Raw genomic sequence first — 17,270 nt, forward strand, 5'->3', positions numbered from 1 at the left:
GCGGCTACCAGATCGTGCTGGAACACGCCGACACGCCCGAGCTGCAGCAGCGCTGCCTGAAAATCTGCGAGATCGGCGCACAGATGCGCCTGCTCTACACCACCGCGCTCTATCACGACTACGTCGCCCAGGAGATCTCCCTGCCTGAATTGGGCATGGCCGCCTGAGCCCGCAATAAAGCGAGGCCGGGCGCATTGCCCCGGCCGCTCCCCCTCACAGACCGCTTGCGGAAACGTTGTATGCCGAAAGTCGTATTTCACAAGAACGGCCAGACCTTCGAGGACGAGGTCAAGCCCAGCACCAACCTGGTGGTGCGCGCGGGGATCAAGCAGTTTCCCTATCCGAACCTGCGCTACGAGTGCGGCATGGGCAAATGCTCCAAGTGCGCCTGCCGCGTGATCGCCGGCGGCGAGCACCTGCCGCCTCCGAACTGGAAGGAAAAGAAGCAACTGGGCGAGCGGCTGGAACAGGGCTATCGCCTGACCTGCCAGATCTGGCTGGAGCACGACATCGAGCTCAGCCAGGACGAGTTGCCGGTGGAGAACGCCACGGCGAGCAGTGTGGCCAACGTTGCGCAAGCTTGCATCCCGGCCAGCCCGCAGTAACACCAGCAACCACCAGGCAGCGCAGTCATGTACGTGATACTCAGCAGCAAACCGGGGCAATTCAGGACCGAACTGGTCGAGGGGCTGGTGGCCGTCGAGGCATACGACTATCTCTTCTACGGCCGCAAGACCGCGCACTTCGTCATCGCCGAAATGGCGCATCCGGTCAAGGTGAAGGTGATAGAGGAATCCGGCCAGGATGCCGATGCCGCCAGCCGGCAGGCGCCGGCCATCAATTACGTGCCCTCGAAATTCCTCGACAAGTTCGACACGCTGCAGGAAGCCCGCGACGAGCTCAAGCGCCTGTCCACCTTCGGCAGCATGGACATCTCACTGGTAAGGCGTGAATAGCGCGCGCTGAATAAACCGAGTATGGCCGGCATAGCGCCGGGCAGCCCCCTCATGCAATCGGATCGTTTCCATGATTGAAATCACCTTTGTCAGCAACGGCGGCAAGGTCGTCAGCGCCCCCGAGAACAGCAACCTGCTGCGCGTTTCCCTGCGCGAGAAAGGCGGCATCCCCTTCAAGTGCGGCGGCGGCCTGTGCGGCACCTGCAAGTGCAAGATCGAACGCGGACTGGCGTTCACCGACGCCATCAAGCCCAAGGAACGCAAGCATCTGACGGAGGCGCAGTTTGGCGAAGGCTACCGCATGGCCTGCCAGACCTTCGTCAACGGCGATATCAGCGTGTCCTGGGAAGTCCAGGTGAGCCCGGCGCAGGCCGTCGGGACAGTCGCCGGATAAGTGCGCCAGTCGCCGTGGCCTGCCCGCCCCGGCGCAGGCACGGCACCCGGCCGCAACGTGACGCAACGCGCGCATGGCGGCCATGAAGGGGAACTGCCGCGCACTTGCGCGCAGGGCGGCCACGCCATGGGTTGCCGCGCCGGTGCCAGGCCAGCTACGATGCCCCCTCGGCACAGACCGGCGGCCCCCACCCAGCCACGCCGGCACAGGAGACAAGCCCCAAAATGGAATCACATATCGCCCTGGGCGCGGCCCACTGGGTCTACCTCGCCGGCGTCCTTGCCATCGTGCTGACGATGGTGTTTCGCGCCAACGTGGTCGTGCCCGCGATCGTCGCGACCTTCCTCGTCACGCTGGCCTGGACCCATAGCCCGGTCAGTGCGCTGGCCAGCATCTTCAACGCCAGCTTCGTGGCGGCGCGCGAGTTGTTCAATATCTTCCTGGTGATCGCGCTGATGACGGCGCTGCTCAATTCGCTCAAGGCGCTGCGCTCCGACGTGCGCATGGTGGAGCCCTTCCGCGCAGTGATGAAGAACGGCCACGCTGCCTACTTCATGCTGGCCGCCATCACGTACACCATCTCGCTGTTCTTCTGGCCCACGCCTGCCATCCCCCTGGTATCCGCCATCCTGCTGCCCGCCGCGATCGCCGCCGGCCTGCCGCCGCTGGCCGGCGCCATGGCGATCGCCATCGCGGGCCAGGGTACCGCGCTGTCGTCCGACTATGTGATCGGGGTGGCGCCGGGCATCAGCGCCAAGGCAGCCGGGGCCGCGGTCAGCGCCGCCATGGTGGCGGACCGCGCGCTGGTGCTGTCGCTGATCACCGGCGGCATCGCGCTCACGATGGCTTATTTTTCCATCCGCGCCCAGATCCGTCCCGCCAATGCCGGCCACCTGGCCCGCTGGCAAGGCCGCGCGCCCGATGCCAGCCTGGCCGGCACCGAAGCCGCCGGCAGCTTCGACAAGAGCGCACTGGCGCGCGGCACCGCGCACGACGAGCCGCTCGGCACCGATGCCAATATCGCGCGCAGCCTGTCGATGGTGGAGCTTCGCCAGATCAAGTGGTCGAAGGTGTTTGCCGTGCTGACGCCGTTAGCGTTCGCCGCCGTGATCGCATTGATGGTCGTGCCCAGGCTGGGCCTGGGCGTGGCCGAACTCAAGGGCGGCGAGGCGGCCGCCATGGTCGGCGGCATGGCAGCGCTGCTGATGATCCTGTGCACGCTGGCGGCCGAGGGCCCGCGCAAGATGCTGGATGTCAGCGCGGAGCACATCACCGATGGTTTTGTCTTTGCCTTCAAGGCGATGGGCTCCGTGCTGCCGATCGCCGGCTTCTTCTTTATCGGCGCGGGCGATACCGCCGGCGCCATCCTGCACATCGGCCCCGGCCATGCGCCGAGCCTGCTGTTCGAACTGATCCAGGGCGCCGGACAATGGATTCCCAACAACCACGTCATGGTGGCTTTCGGCGTGCTGCTGGTGGGCATGATCACCGGCATCGACGGCTCCGGCTTTGCCGGCCTGCCGCTGACCGGCACGCTGGCCGGCGCGCTGGGCCCGACCGTCGGCATCGACGCAGCCACGCTGTGCGCGGTGGGCCAGATGGGCGCGGTCTGGACCGGTGGCGGCACGCTGATTGCCTGGTCCTCGCTGGTGGCCATCACCGGTTTCGCGCGCGTGCCGGTGCTCGATGCGGTGCGGGCGTTGCTGATACCGGTGCTGGCGGGTCTTGCCGTATCGACGATGTGCGCCGTGGTGCTGTGGCGGTGAGGAACCGCTCACGCATGCCGCTGCGTCAAACCCGATTGAAACGAATCTGATTCCCCTGGAACGCCACGCATGAGAACGACAGCTTTCGCCAATCCTGCCGCCACCCCTGCCATCGCCGGCGGCGAAGGCGTGCGCGCCGCGCACTGCATGGTCGCCACCGGCCACCCGCTCGCCGCCGAGGCCGCGCTGCAGGTACTGCGCGAAGGCGGCAGCGCCATCGACGCGGCGCTCGCGGCCGATGCCATCCTGGGCGTGGTGGAGCCGATGGCCACCGGCATCGGTGGCGACATGCTGGCCATGATCGTCGAGCCCGATGGCCACGCCGTGAGCTACAACGGCACCGGCCGCGCACCCGCCGCGTTCCCGATGGAGGCGCTGGCGGCACTGCCCAGGCAGCGCATCCCCGAACGCCACGCCCTGTCGCTGACCACGCCCGGCGCGGTGCGCGGCTGGGAAGACCTGCACCGCCGCTACGGCCGGCTGGAGTGGAAGCGGCTGTTCGCCCCCGCCATCGCGCTGGCGCGCGACGGCTTCGCGGTAGCGCCGGTGGCGGCGCGGGAATGGGCCTTGTTCGACCGCGTGCTGCATCAAGATCCGGTCTGCGCCGCGCTGTATCGCGCTGGCCGGCCCCCGGCCGCCGGCGAAACCTTCAGCAATCCGGAGCTGGCCGCCACACTGGCCGCTATCGCCGCCGAAGGCGCCGATGCCTATTACCTCGGCAAACCCGCCCAGGCCGCCGAAACGGCCAGCCGCCATGCCGGCGGCGCGCTGGCAGCGGCCGACTTCGCGGCCCACCGGGGCGATTTCTGCACCCCCGTCTCCACCGGCTTTCGCGGCCTGACGATCCTCGAATGTCCGCCCAACACACACGGCGTCGCCATCCTGCATGCGCTGGACGAACTGGGGGAACTCGATCCCGCCATGCTGGCGCAGGACGATCCCGCAGCCGTGGTACGTACCGTGCAGGCCATGGGCCGCGCCATGCGGTACGCCAGCGAAACCGTGGCGGACCCGGCCGGCAACACCGTCTGCACCGTGGTGGTGGATCGCGACGGACTGGCGGTCACGCTGATGACCAGCATCTTCAAGCGCTTCGGCTCGGGCATTGCCGTGCCCGGTTGCGGCTTCGTGCTGCAGAACCGCGGCTTCGGCTTTGCGGGCCCCGGCCATATCAACAGCCCTGCCCCCGGCAAGCGCCCCTATCACACCGTGGTGCCCGGCGCGGCGCTGCGCGGCGGCCGCTTCCACGCCGGATTCGGCGTGGTGGGCGGGCTGATGCAGCCGCAGGGCCAGCTGCAGTTGCTGGTCAGGCTGGCCGCCTGGCACCAGCCGCTGCAGGCTGCGCTCGACGCGCCGCGCTGGCGCCTTGAATCCGATACCGCCCTTGCCATCGAAGCCGGCATGCCGCCGGACATCGTGCGGGCCCTGCGCGAAGCTGGCTACGCGGACCCCGCCGGCCTGGGCGAACTCGGCGGGCGCAGCGATTTCGGCGGCGCGCAGATCGTCATGCGCGACGCGTCGGGCGCGCTGCTCGGCGCCTCGGACAAACGCAAGGACGGCATCGCGCTGGGCGGGTAGAGCCCCGCCCGGCGCGCAGGCCGCACGACCGGCCGGACCAAAGGCGCCCTAGGCGAGCGCCTTCCGCCCTTCCTTCCGCCCTTCCTTGCTCTCTTCTCTCCGCGCCTCTTTCCTCTCTTCCTTGCGCCGCCCGTACCAGCCGCCGATCACCAGCAGCAGCGCCACCGCCACGATGTCGCCACCCAGCGCGATGGGCCGCGAAGGCCGCCCGCCGGCAATGCCGTGGGTAAAGCCCTCGATCACCACCGACACCACTGCGCCGAAGACAAAACAGAACAGGCTGTGGCGGCCGATCTGCACGACCGGCCCCATCACCGATGCCAGCCGCGCCACCCAGCCCGCGCGCACCGCGAGGTAGCACAACCAGGCCAGCCCGAGAAAGCTCACGATGCGCAGCGCCGCCAGGCTCTTCTTGGGCAGCGGGAACACCATGGTCGGCAGCCACGCGGGCAGCCACGGCTCGTACACATGCGGGCGCATCCACAGGTAGGCCAGCAACACGCAGGCCAGCGTCACCGCCACCGCCAGCCCTGTCACAACCCAGCGCACCAGCGCCTGGCGCGGCAGGATGATATCGGGCCGCAGGCGCGCCATCAGGCCCAGGCCGAACAGCAGTTGCCAGGCGAACGGGTTGAAGCTCCAGCCATTGCCATCGCTGCTCGGCAGCAGCGGGGTGAGCATCGGCGCCATCAGCCAGAGCAACGCGCTCGCGCCGACAAAAGTCAGGGGCATGGCCCGCGCCATACGGATTGCCAGCGGCGCGAACAGGATGAAGACCGCGTACATCGGCAGCACGTCGGAGACAAAGGGCTGCCGCGCCACGCTGAACACCTCGATCAGCGTGCTGAACGGATGCGCCATGAAGACCGGCGCCTCCGTGGAACGGATCGCCGGCGCAGGCACCCGCGCCAGCGCCAGCAGCAAGCCGAAGACCAGCATCAGCACGCCGGTCAGCACGAACGCCTTGTAGATCTCCCAACTGCGGCGGATCAGGCGGTTCTGCGCGGCGGATGCGCCATGCCGCGCCTCCATGGCTATGTAGGCCGCCCCTGCCGAATAGCCGGCCAGGAAGACAAAAATCTCCGCCGCGTCGAAGAACGCGAAATTGCGGATGGTGTAATCGGCCAGCACGCTGCCGTTCACGTGGTCCACCACAATGAAGATCAGCGCGATGCCGCGAATCAGGTCAACCTCAGTTCTGCGCTGGGTTTCGATCTTGGACAAAAGCAACTCCTGGAATACCTGGCAATCCGGGGCCCCGACAAAGCGTCCGGATGTCTCCGAGGCCACCAATCCCTGGCCCCTGTTTATTCAATATGTATGGTTCAGCACCTGAACGCGGCCGGTTGGCGTTCAGCATGCTGCTGGGCCGTCACATGGCTTTGTCCCTGAATACCGGAAAAAGTGCGACGGACGTGCACGCTGGCGAGGACGGCAAACAGCCCTGGCAAAGCGGCGCCAGGGCGAGATGATACGGCATATTGGGGATTACCCTAGGGAGAGGCAGGAGCCAGGGTGCGGGAAGAGCCTGCCCTGTCGTTCCAGAGGGATCGGCTATCATCGGCCTCATAACACCGCGCACAAGCCGAGGACCACAACAACGCGCTATCCGACCGGACTCGTGATTTCCATCAGGCGTGCGACAACAGGGCCTTCCTGTTCTATGTCGTGTTCGGCGCCAACGCCTGGGACTTCGTCACATCGCCGGGTAGCTCAAGGACATGAAGGCAATAACCAGGAGGAGACATGGATATGCAAGGCAGGAAAACGCAGGGGATGTCCCGGGAGCGGCTCGACCGGGTCGAACGTTTCGTCGACGAAGCCTATGTCGCGACCGGCAAGCTGCCCGGGGCCCTCATCCAGGTGTGGCGGCGCGGCGAACTGGTCCTGAACTCGGCGCTGGGCCTGGCCGACCGCGAGCGGCAGGTTCCGTTGGCCGAGGATTCGATCTTCCGCATCTACTCGATGAGCAAGCCCGTCACCTCGGTGGCAGTCATGATGCTGGTCGAGGAATGCAAGATCGCCCTGGACGATCCGGTCGGCAAGTACATTCCGGCATGGGAAAACCTCGGTGTCTACAACGGCGGCTTCATGGAGAGCTTCCAGACGCGCCAGGCTACGCGCCCGATGCTGGTGGTCGACCTGCTGCGCCACACCTCCGGCCTGACCTATGGCTTCCAGCAAAACACCAACGTCGACGCGGCCTACCGCAAGCTGAAGCTGGGCGAACTCGCCACCGACGGCACGCTCGACGACATGATCGAAAAGCTGGCCAAGCTGCCGCTCGAGTTCTCGCCGGGCGAGGCCTGGAACTACTCGGTCTCCACCGACGTGCTTGGCTACCTCGTCGGCAAGGTCAGCGGAATCCCTTTCGAGACCTTCCTGAAAGAACGGATATTCGATCCGCTAGGCATGGTTGATACCGCCTTCCACGTGCCGGAAGAGAAGGCCTCGCGCTTTTGCGCCTGCTACGCCGTCGGCACGCTTGGTTCGAAGGTGGTATCCACGCGCGAGCCGGTACTGCAGGACGATCCCCTCACCAGCCCCTACCTGAAGCCGCCCGGCTTCATCTCCGGCGGCGGCGGCCTGGTGTCGACCGCCGCCGACTACATGCGCTTCGCGCGCATGTTGCTGCAAGGCGGCGAACTGGACGGAGTGCGTCTGCTGGGGACGAAAACGCTGACGCTGATGACATCCAACCATCTACCCGGCGGGGTGGACCTGCCACGCATGTCGCGCTCGATGTTCAGCGAGGCCAACTATGATGGCGTCGGCTTCGGACTCGGCTTCGCCACCACGGTGGCGCCGGCGGCCACCCTGATCCCCGGCAGCGCCGGCGACTTCTTCTGGGGCGGCGCTGCCAGCACCTTCTTCTGGGTCGATCCGCAGGAGGACCTGATCGGACTGTTCCTGACCCAGCTCCTGCCCTCCTCCGCCTACCCGGTGCGCCGCCAACTGCGCACACTGGTCTACAGCGCGATCACGGAGGCGGGGGGCGGAGCACGCTAAGCGCCCGGCGAGCCGTGACACACGATGTCGAGCCTGAGTTCGGATTGACGCGTGTGTGGATGTCGTCGGCTGCCGTGCCTTCGGTGTAGCTCCGGCTGGGTCGCTAGCTCATTTTGCCGAGGTCTTCGCTACGTCCCCGGTATAACTCAGGGAAGACAGCTCCTCCTTGGCTTTGTCCGGCGTCTCCAACTCCAGCACTACGCGGCCGACCATCAGGCCAATCGACGGCGAACTGCGCACGTATTTGGTTTCCCCACCATCGAGAACGAAGCTGAGCGTCTTCTCCGTTTCCGTCGATGCCGAGGCGACGTATTTGCCGGCCGGACGATCCACGAAGAAGAAGCCACCGGGCTTGGATTCCCCGACGACCTGGCTATTGAGGCGAAGGTCGGGTTGAATCGCGGCGCCGAACATGGATGCCGAGCGCAAGAAATAGATGCGACCTTCCCCGGGCTTGATCGTTGGGATAGAGGCCGCCATCTCGGAATGCTTCACGCCCGACGCGCAACCCGCCATCAGGAACGATATCGCCATTCCTCCAATTACCATACGTACAACGCGTTTCATTCAATTTCTCCCAAGGTCAGGGGTACTGCGGTTGAAAGCGGGGAATAGTTTTGCTCCCCCGGCAAATAGAAGCCCACCAGCTTGTTGTCTTTGAGCACCAGGTAGGCTTCGTGGACCTGACGGCCTTCAATCGTGAAAATCGTTCCGACCGGCCGGTAGACTTCCCCTTGCGGCAAACGGCCCCCCCGTTTCCAGACGGAATGCGCCGCGAGCTGGCGGGTATAACCGGTATCAAGCCGGACGAACGCAGGCGCCAAGAGTTGTATGGAGTGAGCCGCAGCCCCGTCCTGGGCGAGCTCGACGCTTGAGGGTGCCGTTGCGATCATTGGGGCGCAGCCGAGCAGCGCAAGGCTGGCGCCGAACACCGGCCAGCGGCGACGAAGACGTAGAGAAAATAATGGAGACATTATGAAATTCTTTTGAAGCCATACTTCGGGAAATGCGTGGGCGTGGCGACGATGACCGGGTTGAACTGCCACGGCCTGGTCGGGTTGTCCACCGGCGTGGCGGCCGGTACCGCGCGACACCATCAACGACCACGGCATGTCCCCTACGGGTCAACTGCATAGCCACGATGGCCGGATCTCCGCTCGCTGTTGCCGCAGCCAGTTACTCCAGCGTCACGCCGTTTACGGCTTTCGCCGTCAAGCCATTCGCGTTCAGTGTCGTTGCCACCTTGGGCAAGGTTGTGTCTTGTGCAGTAACTCCAGACTGTGCAATCAAGCCATTGGGCGTCCGCTTATGCCCGCCGGAGTGGGTTGGCCCCACTATTTGTGGCTACAAGTCGATTGTATAGGTAAATTTATCGACCCAACCGAATCTCTCATCTTGAATTCTCACTCTTTCCAAAATATCAATAATATCCTGGTACGTTCTACCCATAAATCTATTTGAGGTACTTGCATTAACCCACCTTAAACAAATAGGCCTCTCCACGCTGGAGCTGAGCAGATCCCATAAAGCGTCCAAGTTATAACCGTAAAACGACTCAACACCAAGAGCGGATGCCAGCTCACGATGGAAATCCATTTCGCTTTTCACCATTTCGCCATTTATCTGGATTTTCATCACACACCTTATTTCCAATTCCCGATTTTCGTCACTGTTTTATAATGGTCAGCTGTAATATATAACAATCCATCGCTAGAATACAACAGCCTTGTGCCAAGCTGATTGCTACGAGACATGGTATTACTCAACCCAATATCTGCCTCGTACCAAATCCGACCAGAAGCGGATGGCAGCACGTTCGTTGAATTTGCGAACACGTCCCCTCCTAATTGTCCACCAGCTACACTGTTGTTCAGCGCTTTTCCTGGTTGCCACCCGTGCTGAGCCGCTTCCGCTTTCGTAACATAATTGCCCGGAAGTTGACCAGTCGCACGAAGACTATCCACAACGTCATTGGCTGCCTGGGTTGTTTTAAGATCAAGCTTCAATCCCGCGTATGTAGAGGCGTTCGCTGTCCCTTCGGTCGTTACAACCGCACTATTTGTGGCCACCGCCCCCCGAGCCGCCACAAACTCACTCAGCTTGCTATAGGCTACCCCGGCCACTGGTAGTACGCCAGCGATACCCATCAGCCAGCGCTCCGCTGTGCCCAGTGGCTGGCCGCTCAGACCTTGACCGGTGACCGCCTGGTAAAGCGCTGCCGGTGTGCCGTACAGCGGCAGCAGGCTGATCAACATGTCACCCAGCTTCAGCGCCTGCTCTGGTGTCAGATTATTCATCCGCGCCAGCGTCGCCGCTGCTTCCACCTGCCGTACCTGGGTATCGATGCGCTGGAAGTCCTCCTGCCTACACGCCGCCCCGCACTGCGCCGTCAACCGCGCATTTTCACGAGCGGCGATCCCGCGTGTCGGCCCCTGCGAAGTCGCATTGTTCAGCGATTCGTTTTGCGCCGCCAACGCGGCGGAGGTCGCGTCCGTACCGAGGGCCGCGCCGGCAGCACCACCAATCAGCGTCGCCAGCCCCACTGTTATTGCCTGGCGGACCTTGTCGTCGCTGTAGTTCAGCACCGGACTGTCGGCGTACACCGTATCCCGGATAAGTGGCGCCGCAATCGCACTGGCCGCCCCACCAATCGCACCACCCGCACAATCCCCACCCAACAGGCTCTGTGCGGCGCACCCCAGCAGCGCATGACCGGCCGCATTCGCCAATATCGTGTCTGCAGTCGCACCGACCATGCCAATACCCGGCAATGTCACGCCAATGGCATTCGCACCCACCGCCGCCACATCCCGCACCAGCCCGTTCGCAAAGGCCTGACCGAAGCTGCCGCCGTACGCCACCGTGTTGACCCCGGCGCTGATCACCGAGCGCACCACGCTCGCCTGGATATAGCTGCCAAGGTTGGCCTGCACCGCCTCCCAGCTGCCCTTGGCTATGTTCTGGCCGATGCTGGTCACACCTGCGCCACCAAGGTCCAGCGCACCCAGCGCGCCCTGCGTCAGCCCAGCCGTCACCCCCGACACCACGCCCGCCTTGAGCGCCGCGCCCATATTCAGCGACCCCGTCAGGATCAACTGGCTCGCCATGCTGGAGAGCGTGCCGGCAATCAGCCCCGACACCGCGAGCGACATCGCCGCACCCGCCGCCGTGGCAGCGAAGGTTGCGCCAAAGGCGGCAGTCACGGCCACCGCCCCGGCCCCCGCCGTCACAATCGAAATCGCCACCGCCGCCGCGATCGCCACGATCTGCCCCAGCGGCCCGAACCCCTTCTTCTCCTTGATGAACCGCGTGTGGATGTCGTCGGCTACCGTGCCCTCGGTGTAGTTCAGCCCGAGATTGGCCTTCAGCTGATTGACTAGAGCCACGGTTGCGGCCTCGTCCACCCTGCCGTCGGCGCCGCGAATCAGGAACGCATCGTTGACCGCATTGATGCTGTCCGCCTCGATGTTCATGTGCATTGCGCTCATGAACCCGCCCGGCTGCACCACCGTCACGGTGATCACGCTCCAGCCGCCCTGCACCCGGTAGGCCGACGTGCCGATGTCCACCATGTTGGGGGCCGCATCGATACTGCCCGCCTTCACGTTCAGCGTGTCGCCCGCCGTGATCACCCCGCTGTTGCGCAGTTGGCCCGCGATGTCCAGCGAGACGTTGTCGCCGGCGATGGTGCCGCCGGTCGGCTTGGTCAGCGCCTGCGCATAGCCTTCCGGCAGGTACACCTGCGGCACCAGTGCATTGACCGTCTGGCACGCCGTGCTCGCTACGTGCCGATCTCCCCGCCAGAAGCGACGAATCCAGCCGAAGCGGGGTTCGTTTGATACTGCTTGTCGGCTACAGACGGATCTTTATTTCATACTCTGGCCCCAGCTCCATTCTTAACCGGTCGGCAAGAAGATAACCTTCTTGCTTGAACTGGGCCTCCACCGCGGCATTTTCGAATCCGGAATCCGGCGGATAGTCCATGTTTAGGGTTTCGTCATACTGGCGTGCCCAATTGGCAAGCTTCGTCTTAAGGTCCTGCCAGATTGGCAATCCCTCCGGATCAATATTGCCGACCTCGCCGGGCGATGCCTCCCACAGCGGGAAGCATTGATAGTCTGCCATCAGTTTGATCGCTCTCATTTCACACGTCCCGCAGGGTTCGCACCAAGGCCCGGAATAAGCACCATGGTCCAGCAACTATCACCAGCGTCAGAACTCCTCGAACTGACGTTTCACATGCGCAAAGGTATCGTCATCAATCGATGAGCGGAACGTGGCTGTAGATATTGCACCCGATACGTCGACCTTCTTCATTTCCCACAATATATATGGCTTTCCATTGACTACGCCGAGCCTCAAGACGAAGTGACCTCCCATATCCACAAGATTGGCTTCTCTCACCTCCAGACTGCTTAGGCCCTCGACAAACGTGTCCCAAACGGTGCAGTCAAACCACGAACTCCCGTAATACTCCAACCTGTGTCCAAACTGTTGTACTTCAACGATGATCTGCGTTTTCATTGACGGCACATGTTCGTCCATCTCAACAACATCAAGGTGCAGACGAAGCGGCCTTTCGATCTTGATTTCCATTTCTTAATTTACTCTCCGACGGGAAGTGCATGGATAAGGGCCGGAATTTGCCCCGGTTGCCGCGGGGGCGCAAACTTCAGCTCCCAGCCACCAACATTCAATAATTGGTTATATGGCACCCCACCTTGGGTCGCCGTGTTCACCGCTCCCTGCAAGCTCGCAAGTTGCTGTTGCGTCGTTAGCCGGACAACACCCGGAGGATTGCTCGTTGCGATCATCTGGGCGTACTCCGCCAAATGCTCCGTTGCATTTCCATGCACCCAAACACTTTGCCCATTGGGCAGCGACATCTCAAAGGACTTTGGAATCACGGAACCAGGATAAGTCGACTGTGTCGCTGTTATCGCATCCCATACCGTCCCTGTTGCCCCACTGCTTGTGGCAAGCCGCTCGCCCAAAACTTTCGCAGCATCGACTGGAACAACCTTCGTCACACCCAACAGGCCAATACCTTTGAGTGTACCCGTCAGCAACCCCTTGACCAGCCCCGTTCCGATCAAATCATCGGGCGCAAATGCTGGCACCTCAAGGCCCTGCGCCTTGGACTGCGCAATTTGCCAGCTCTTGTCCAAGACCTGGCAATCCACGCTGCCGCCACCTGCACGGTCGGGTGTGCGGCTATCCCGTGCAGCGGCTGAACGCTAGGCGGAGTGCTGCACCGATCTCTGCATGACTACTACTCGCGGCAATAACCACGTCTTCGATTCCATCGCCCTTTTCTCGCCCCCATGCCTCTAGCTTTTCATGGTTGTTCGGACCAATGGTGATCATGCCTTCCCGCTCTTCAATGTCGCAGCTCTTCATAGCCTTGAAGAGCGCTCGCTTGGTTTTTTACCCGTAGTTTTCCATCAGCGCCTTCGTCCACTCGGCATATCGCTCGATGCCTTTCTTGTAGTCGTAGAGATCGGCGTCAAACGTCACCTCGGGCTGTCGAGGAGCAGGCAGAACAAATCAGCTATGCGCTAAAGCATCTACTATGGCAGTTTCGTTGCCCGCATCCAAATCGAATAGATACTGAATGTCGCGTAGCCCTTCTCTCTCGCGATTATATTTAAATATCAACTCCATGATGTTTTTATAATTTCTCCGCCACAGAACACAACGATTAACCGCTCACCAGACCTCATGGGTCTCCGCTCTGTAGTTATTTTCAATACGCTCAATAAGCAATGGAGCACTGATAATTCCTCTTGTGGAATGTTTCAGCTCTTCGGAGCTAATACCCCCCTCCAGTCGAATTGATTCGCCTCCACTCCAAAGCCATATAGAGCCCCCCTTTCCTCCATTTCTGGAACGAAACGTAGGAAATACCTTTAAACTTTCCGGAACCGGAACATTTGCCACAACGGACAAGAGGCCTTGATTTACCGCGCCTTGAACAACAAAAAATGCGGAAAACTGCGGCTCACAGTCAACCACGACCGAAAAATCTTTTGGTTGCTCATTATAAAACCCATTAAAAACACGAATTAAAAACCCAAACTCCGGGTGCTTATGCGTAACTTGCGCATATGCGACACCCCGCGAAGTTAAAACCTGCAAAATGTCGCCCAACCTTACCTTCCTAGCCATTTAAAATCCTTCGTACCCAGCTTTTTTCAACAGCTCAGCACCGCGAATCAACCCTTGCTCATACTTGGTCTTGTTTTTAACCGCCGATATTGAGTTTATCTTATTGACTAACGACCCACCATCCTTACCAAGGCCGTGGTAATTAATCAGCGTTTGCTCAACGGCTCTAGCATCGGCACGTGACAGGTCCCGTAACCCTTCTATTCTGTCAACTACGATACCTTTTTCTCTTAGGTGAGATTGACCACGCTTAACTCATGCGGTTATACACAACTCTGACCACCACCGCCCGGCCTCGGGGAGGAGCGCTTACGTTCAATAGGCTGGCGTGGCCCTTGTAAACTTGCGGCACTTGGCGTTTACTCTCTGCTTTTGCGTGACGCCTTGGCAACCGAATCGACGCACTGGGCAGAGACGGAATTCGAGCAACTCGACCTCGGCGATGCGCGCCTGGACAAGCGAGCAAGGATATTGATGGAACGATTGGCGGCCGACCCGATGGCCAGCGTGCCGAAGGCATGTCGGGGCTGGGGCGAAACGATGGCGGCGTATCGCTTTTTTGATAACGACAGCATCGACTGGCGCGCGATCTTGGCGCCGCACTGGCAGCAGACACAAAAGCGGATGGAAGCCCATCCTGTCATCCTTTGCCTTCAAGACACTACCGAACTTGATTTCAACGGCCAGGGTGCAACCGGGCTCGGACCGCTGAGCTACGAAGCGCAGCGCGGCATGTATCTGCATCCGACTTACGCGGTCACGCCGCAGCGCGAGCCGCTGGGCATTCTGGACGCGTGGATGTGGGCACGCGAGAAGAAGGAAAAATTTGGCAAGCGCGGCGGACCCAAGGAGAGCCTGCGCTGGCTCGAAGGCTACGAGCGCATTGCGGAGATGGCGGCGAGTCTGCCGGCTACGCGCTTGGTGTATGTGGCCGACCGCGAAGCCGACCTGATGGCGCTGATGCTGCATGCCCAAGCGCTGGGCACGCCAGCCGACTGGCTGGTACGGGCCGCCCACAACCGCTGTCTGCCGGAAGGCGACAAGCTGTGGGAGCGCACCACAAGTGCGCAGGCGGTAGGGCAGATCGCATTCACGCTGGGATCGCGACACGGCATCAAGGCGCGCACTGTACGCCAGCACGTGTGGATGCAGCGGGTTGAACTGCCCGCGGGAAAAGGCAAGAGCGTCGCCGCCACCTGCCTTGTCGCGCGCGAATTCGATGCGCCACCCGGCGTCAAGCCAATCGAATGGCGCTTGCTGACCAACCGCGTTGCCACGACCTTGGACGAGGCGGTCGAATTGATTGACTGGTACCGGGCGCGCTGGGAAATCGAGATGTTGTTCAATATCCTGAAAAACGCGTGTCGCGTTGAAGCGCTCCAGCTTGGCTCGGTCGAACGGCTTGAGCGCGCATTGGCGCTGTTCATGGTGGTGGCGTGGCGCGTTGCTCACCTGATGCGGCTGGGACGAACCTGTCCTGATCTGGACGCGGAGCTGTTCTTTGATCCCGATGAAATTCGGGGCGCCTACTTGCTGACGAAAGTACGGCAACCGGCAACGCCGAAGCTCAATGAAGTGCTGCGCTTGATCGCGCGCCTCGGTGGATTCCTCGGCCGCAAGAGCGATGGCGAACCCGGCGTCAAAACAATCTGGCTTGGACTCAAAGAGGTTCATGTCGCCGCAAAAACGCTGCGCTGTCTACGGAACGAGGGCAATGCTGACATTTGTGTATAACCGGATGCGCTTAACTACGTCGTCGGTTATTCCAATATAACGAGTCACGCCATCAACAACACAGTTATAAACACAGGTCTTTCCGCCTATAGAAGAAACCTCACCTGCGCCTTTTGCACCAATCGCCGCGACGGCCGCACCTGTGACCCGCTCAATCACCCCAGAAACATCCACTGGCGATACTGCTGATAGTACCGCAGTCGTCGTTGGGGACGCGCCTGACGCCACTAGTGCCTTCTGCGTATTGGCCTGCGCCAGCGCATTGGACGTGTCATTCCATCGCCGCACGGCGGTCGCTGCGGCCGATGAGTTCTGCGACGGCAAGCTGTTCAGCAGGGACACACAACTGGCGACACCCTGGCAAGTCGCCAGATTCGCTTCGCTATTGATTGCCGGTGCAGTACGCGCCTCGTCATGGATCGTCTGGCAGTTGTCCAGTGCACATCCCTTTGCGCCCTGCTGCTGCTCGGCATTGGTGCGGGCGTAGTAGGACGTCCACGTTGCCACGCACGCGGTGTCACCCACTGCACACGCCTTCAACGCATCGACCAGCCCCTTTTCCTGCTTGGCACTCAGGTAGTTGCTGGCCGCCTCGTTCTGCGCTGCGGAGGCTGCCGATATGCCGTCCTGGCCCAGCGCGTTGGCCAGGGCACCCCCGGCCAACATCGCCGCGCCGATCACGATGGCTTGATTCAGCGAATTGGCACGGTCAGCGTTCGTCTCAATCCCCAACGCCCCGCCAACCAGCGGCGATATCACTGCGCCGGTTGCGCCGCCGATCGCACCTGACGCACAGTCCCCGCTGCCAGCCGCGCCCGCGACACAGCCGAGCGCCGCATGGCTGAGAATGTTCTGGAAGGAGCCTGGATCGGTGTTCGCACCGATACTATTGGCTCCCAGCGCCGCCGCCTGTGCCACCAGGCTGCCCTTGAGCGCATTGCCGAAGCTGCCACCGTTGAACGCCGTACTGACGCCAGCATTGATCAAGCCCGTGCCCACGAAGCCCGCGGCTTGCTGAGCGAGCGTCCCCGTCGCGCCATCCTGCGCCGCCTGCAAGACACCACCGATGCTGTTCGTGCCAGCGAGGTTTGCCAGGGTACTCGTTCCCTTCAGGGACTCCCCCCATGCACTCACCCCGAAGCTGCTGCCGTCGAAGGTGATGCCATTGGTCAAGCCGGCCGTGATCGCGCCAATGGCACCCGCGGTTGCCAGCTTCCCGAAATCCAGGCCCTGCCCCGAAGCAAGTTGGCTGAAGGCACTGCCCGCCATGCTCGAGAGCGCGGCCACAGCCATCGCCTGGCCGAGCGTCAGCGTCGAGAGGGTCGCGCCCAGGGCGGTTGCCGCAGCCCCCGCCGTCGCGATCGAGATGGCCACCGCGGCCACCATCATCACGATCTGGGCTAGCGGCCCGAACCCCTTCTTCTCCTTGATGAACCGCGTGTGGATGTCGTCGGCGACCGTGCCCTCGGTGTAGTTCAGCCCGAGGTTGGCCTTCAACTGGTTCACCAGCGCCAGCGTCGCGGCCTCGTCCACCCTGCCGTCGGCGCCGCGGATCAGGAACGCATCGTTGACCGCATTGATCGCGTCGGCCTCGATGTTCATGTGCATCGCGCTCATGAACCCGCCCGGCTGCACCACCGTCCCGGTGATCACGCTCCAGCCGCC

Annotated in this window: 17 protein-coding genes and 2 pseudogenes; 8 read left to right on the forward strand and 11 right to left on the reverse strand. The window is 62.3% G+C overall.

The window, feature by feature from the left end; all coding sequences use genetic code 11:
• From AC1DS6_RS41070 to AC1DS6_RS41095, 6 genes and pseudogenes are all read left to right on the forward strand, one after another.
• Window positions 1-167, forward strand: a pseudogene (locus tag AC1DS6_RS41070) (TenA family transcriptional regulator); the annotation flags it as partial.
• Between the two features lie 72 nt (window positions 168-239).
• Complete coding sequence (locus tag AC1DS6_RS41075) at window positions 240-605, forward strand: 2Fe-2S iron-sulfur cluster-binding protein (RefSeq protein WP_441636887.1); 366 nt, start codon at window positions 240-242, stop codon at window positions 603-605.
• Between the two features lie 27 nt (window positions 606-632).
• The gene (locus AC1DS6_RS41080; RefSeq protein ID WP_441636885.1) at window positions 633-956 is read left to right on the forward strand and encodes a ferredoxin; all 324 of its coding nucleotides are present in this window, start codon (window positions 633-635) and stop codon (window positions 954-956) included.
• A 61-nt stretch (window positions 957-1,017) separates the two neighbouring features.
• The gene (locus AC1DS6_RS41085) at window positions 1,018-1,350 is read left to right on the forward strand and encodes a 2Fe-2S iron-sulfur cluster-binding protein (RefSeq protein WP_477104663.1); all 333 of its coding nucleotides are present in this window, start codon (window positions 1,018-1,020) and stop codon (window positions 1,348-1,350) included.
• 224 nt (window positions 1,351-1,574) lie between these two features.
• Window positions 1,575-3,116 (forward strand): hypothetical protein, encoded by a 1,542-nt coding sequence (locus AC1DS6_RS41090; RefSeq protein ID WP_441636883.1) that lies wholly within the window; start codon window positions 1,575-1,577, stop codon window positions 3,114-3,116.
• A 69-nt stretch (window positions 3,117-3,185) separates the two neighbouring features.
• Entirely contained in the window at window positions 3,186-4,694 is a 1,509-nt protein-coding gene (locus AC1DS6_RS41095) for a gamma-glutamyltransferase family protein (protein WP_477104653.1), read from the forward strand.
• 48 nt (window positions 4,695-4,742) lie between these two features.
• Here AC1DS6_RS41095 and AC1DS6_RS41100 read toward each other — a convergent pair whose 3' ends face one another.
• Complete coding sequence (locus AC1DS6_RS41100; RefSeq protein WP_477104654.1) at window positions 4,743-5,918, reverse strand: OpgC domain-containing protein; 1,176 nt, start codon at window positions 5,916-5,918, stop codon at window positions 4,743-4,745.
• Between the two features lie 522 nt (window positions 5,919-6,440).
• Between AC1DS6_RS41100 and AC1DS6_RS41105 the strand changes: the two genes are divergently transcribed.
• Window positions 6,441-7,703, forward strand: coding sequence for a serine hydrolase domain-containing protein (locus AC1DS6_RS41105; protein ID WP_477104655.1), 1,263 nt, complete (start codon window positions 6,441-6,443; stop codon window positions 7,701-7,703).
• 108 nt (window positions 7,704-7,811) lie between these two features.
• On the opposite strand, the gene AC1DS6_RS41110 is transcribed toward AC1DS6_RS41105, so the two are convergent.
• The 9 genes and pseudogenes from AC1DS6_RS41110 to AC1DS6_RS41150 all read right to left on the reverse strand — a co-directional run bounded on the left by AC1DS6_RS41110 (window position 7,812) and on the right by AC1DS6_RS41150 (window position 13,871).
• Complete coding sequence (locus AC1DS6_RS41110; protein ID WP_441636877.1) at window positions 7,812-8,270, reverse strand: DUF2846 domain-containing protein; 459 nt, start codon at window positions 8,268-8,270, stop codon at window positions 7,812-7,814.
• Window positions 8,267-8,815 carry a hypothetical protein gene (locus AC1DS6_RS41115; RefSeq protein ID WP_477104656.1) on the reverse strand — a complete coding sequence of 183 codons (549 nt, stop codon included), beginning with the start codon at window positions 8,813-8,815 and terminating at the stop codon, window positions 8,267-8,269. The genes AC1DS6_RS41110 and AC1DS6_RS41115 overlap by 4 nt, the downstream gene beginning before the upstream one ends.
• A 232-nt stretch (window positions 8,816-9,047) precedes the next feature.
• The gene (locus AC1DS6_RS41120) at window positions 9,048-9,338 is read right to left on the reverse strand and encodes a barstar family protein (protein WP_477104657.1); all 291 of its coding nucleotides are present in this window, start codon (window positions 9,336-9,338) and stop codon (window positions 9,048-9,050) included.
• An 8-nt stretch (window positions 9,339-9,346) separates the two neighbouring features.
• Window positions 9,347-11,443, reverse strand: a complete 2,097-nt coding sequence (locus tag AC1DS6_RS41125; protein ID WP_477104658.1) for a DUF637 domain-containing protein — start codon at window positions 11,441-11,443, stop codon at window positions 9,347-9,349.
• A 112-nt stretch (window positions 11,444-11,555) separates the two neighbouring features.
• Window positions 11,556-11,846 (reverse strand): hypothetical protein, encoded by a 291-nt coding sequence (locus tag AC1DS6_RS41130; RefSeq protein WP_441637687.1) that lies wholly within the window; start codon window positions 11,844-11,846, stop codon window positions 11,556-11,558.
• Between the two features lie 69 nt (window positions 11,847-11,915).
• A complete protein-coding gene (locus AC1DS6_RS41135) occupies window positions 11,916-12,299 on the reverse strand; it encodes a hypothetical protein (protein ID WP_441637685.1) in 384 nt (127 codons plus the stop codon).
• Between the two features lie 8 nt (window positions 12,300-12,307).
• Complete coding sequence (locus AC1DS6_RS41140) at window positions 12,308-12,871, reverse strand: hypothetical protein (RefSeq protein WP_477104659.1); 564 nt, start codon at window positions 12,869-12,871, stop codon at window positions 12,308-12,310.
• A gap of 46 nt (window positions 12,872-12,917) precedes the next feature.
• A pseudogene (locus AC1DS6_RS41145) lies at window positions 12,918-13,118 on the reverse strand (contact-dependent growth inhibition system immunity protein); the annotation flags it as partial.
• A gap of 294 nt (window positions 13,119-13,412) precedes the next feature.
• Entirely contained in the window at window positions 13,413-13,871 is a 459-nt protein-coding gene (locus tag AC1DS6_RS41150; protein WP_477104660.1) for a hypothetical protein, read from the reverse strand.
• A 372-nt stretch (window positions 13,872-14,243) separates the two neighbouring features.
• On the opposite strand from AC1DS6_RS41150, the gene AC1DS6_RS41155 reads away from it, so the two are divergent.
• A complete protein-coding gene (locus tag AC1DS6_RS41155; RefSeq protein ID WP_477104661.1) occupies window positions 14,244-15,605 on the forward strand; it encodes an IS4 family transposase in 1,362 nt (453 codons plus the stop codon).
• On the opposite strand, the gene AC1DS6_RS41160 is transcribed toward AC1DS6_RS41155, so the two are convergent.
• On the reverse strand, window positions 15,570-17,270 hold a 1,701-nt coding region (locus tag AC1DS6_RS41160), incomplete at its 5' end, for a DUF637 domain-containing protein (RefSeq protein ID WP_477104662.1). The genes AC1DS6_RS41155 and AC1DS6_RS41160 overlap by 36 nt on opposite strands.

The organism is Cupriavidus sp. 05L310 (assembly GCF_056398185.1).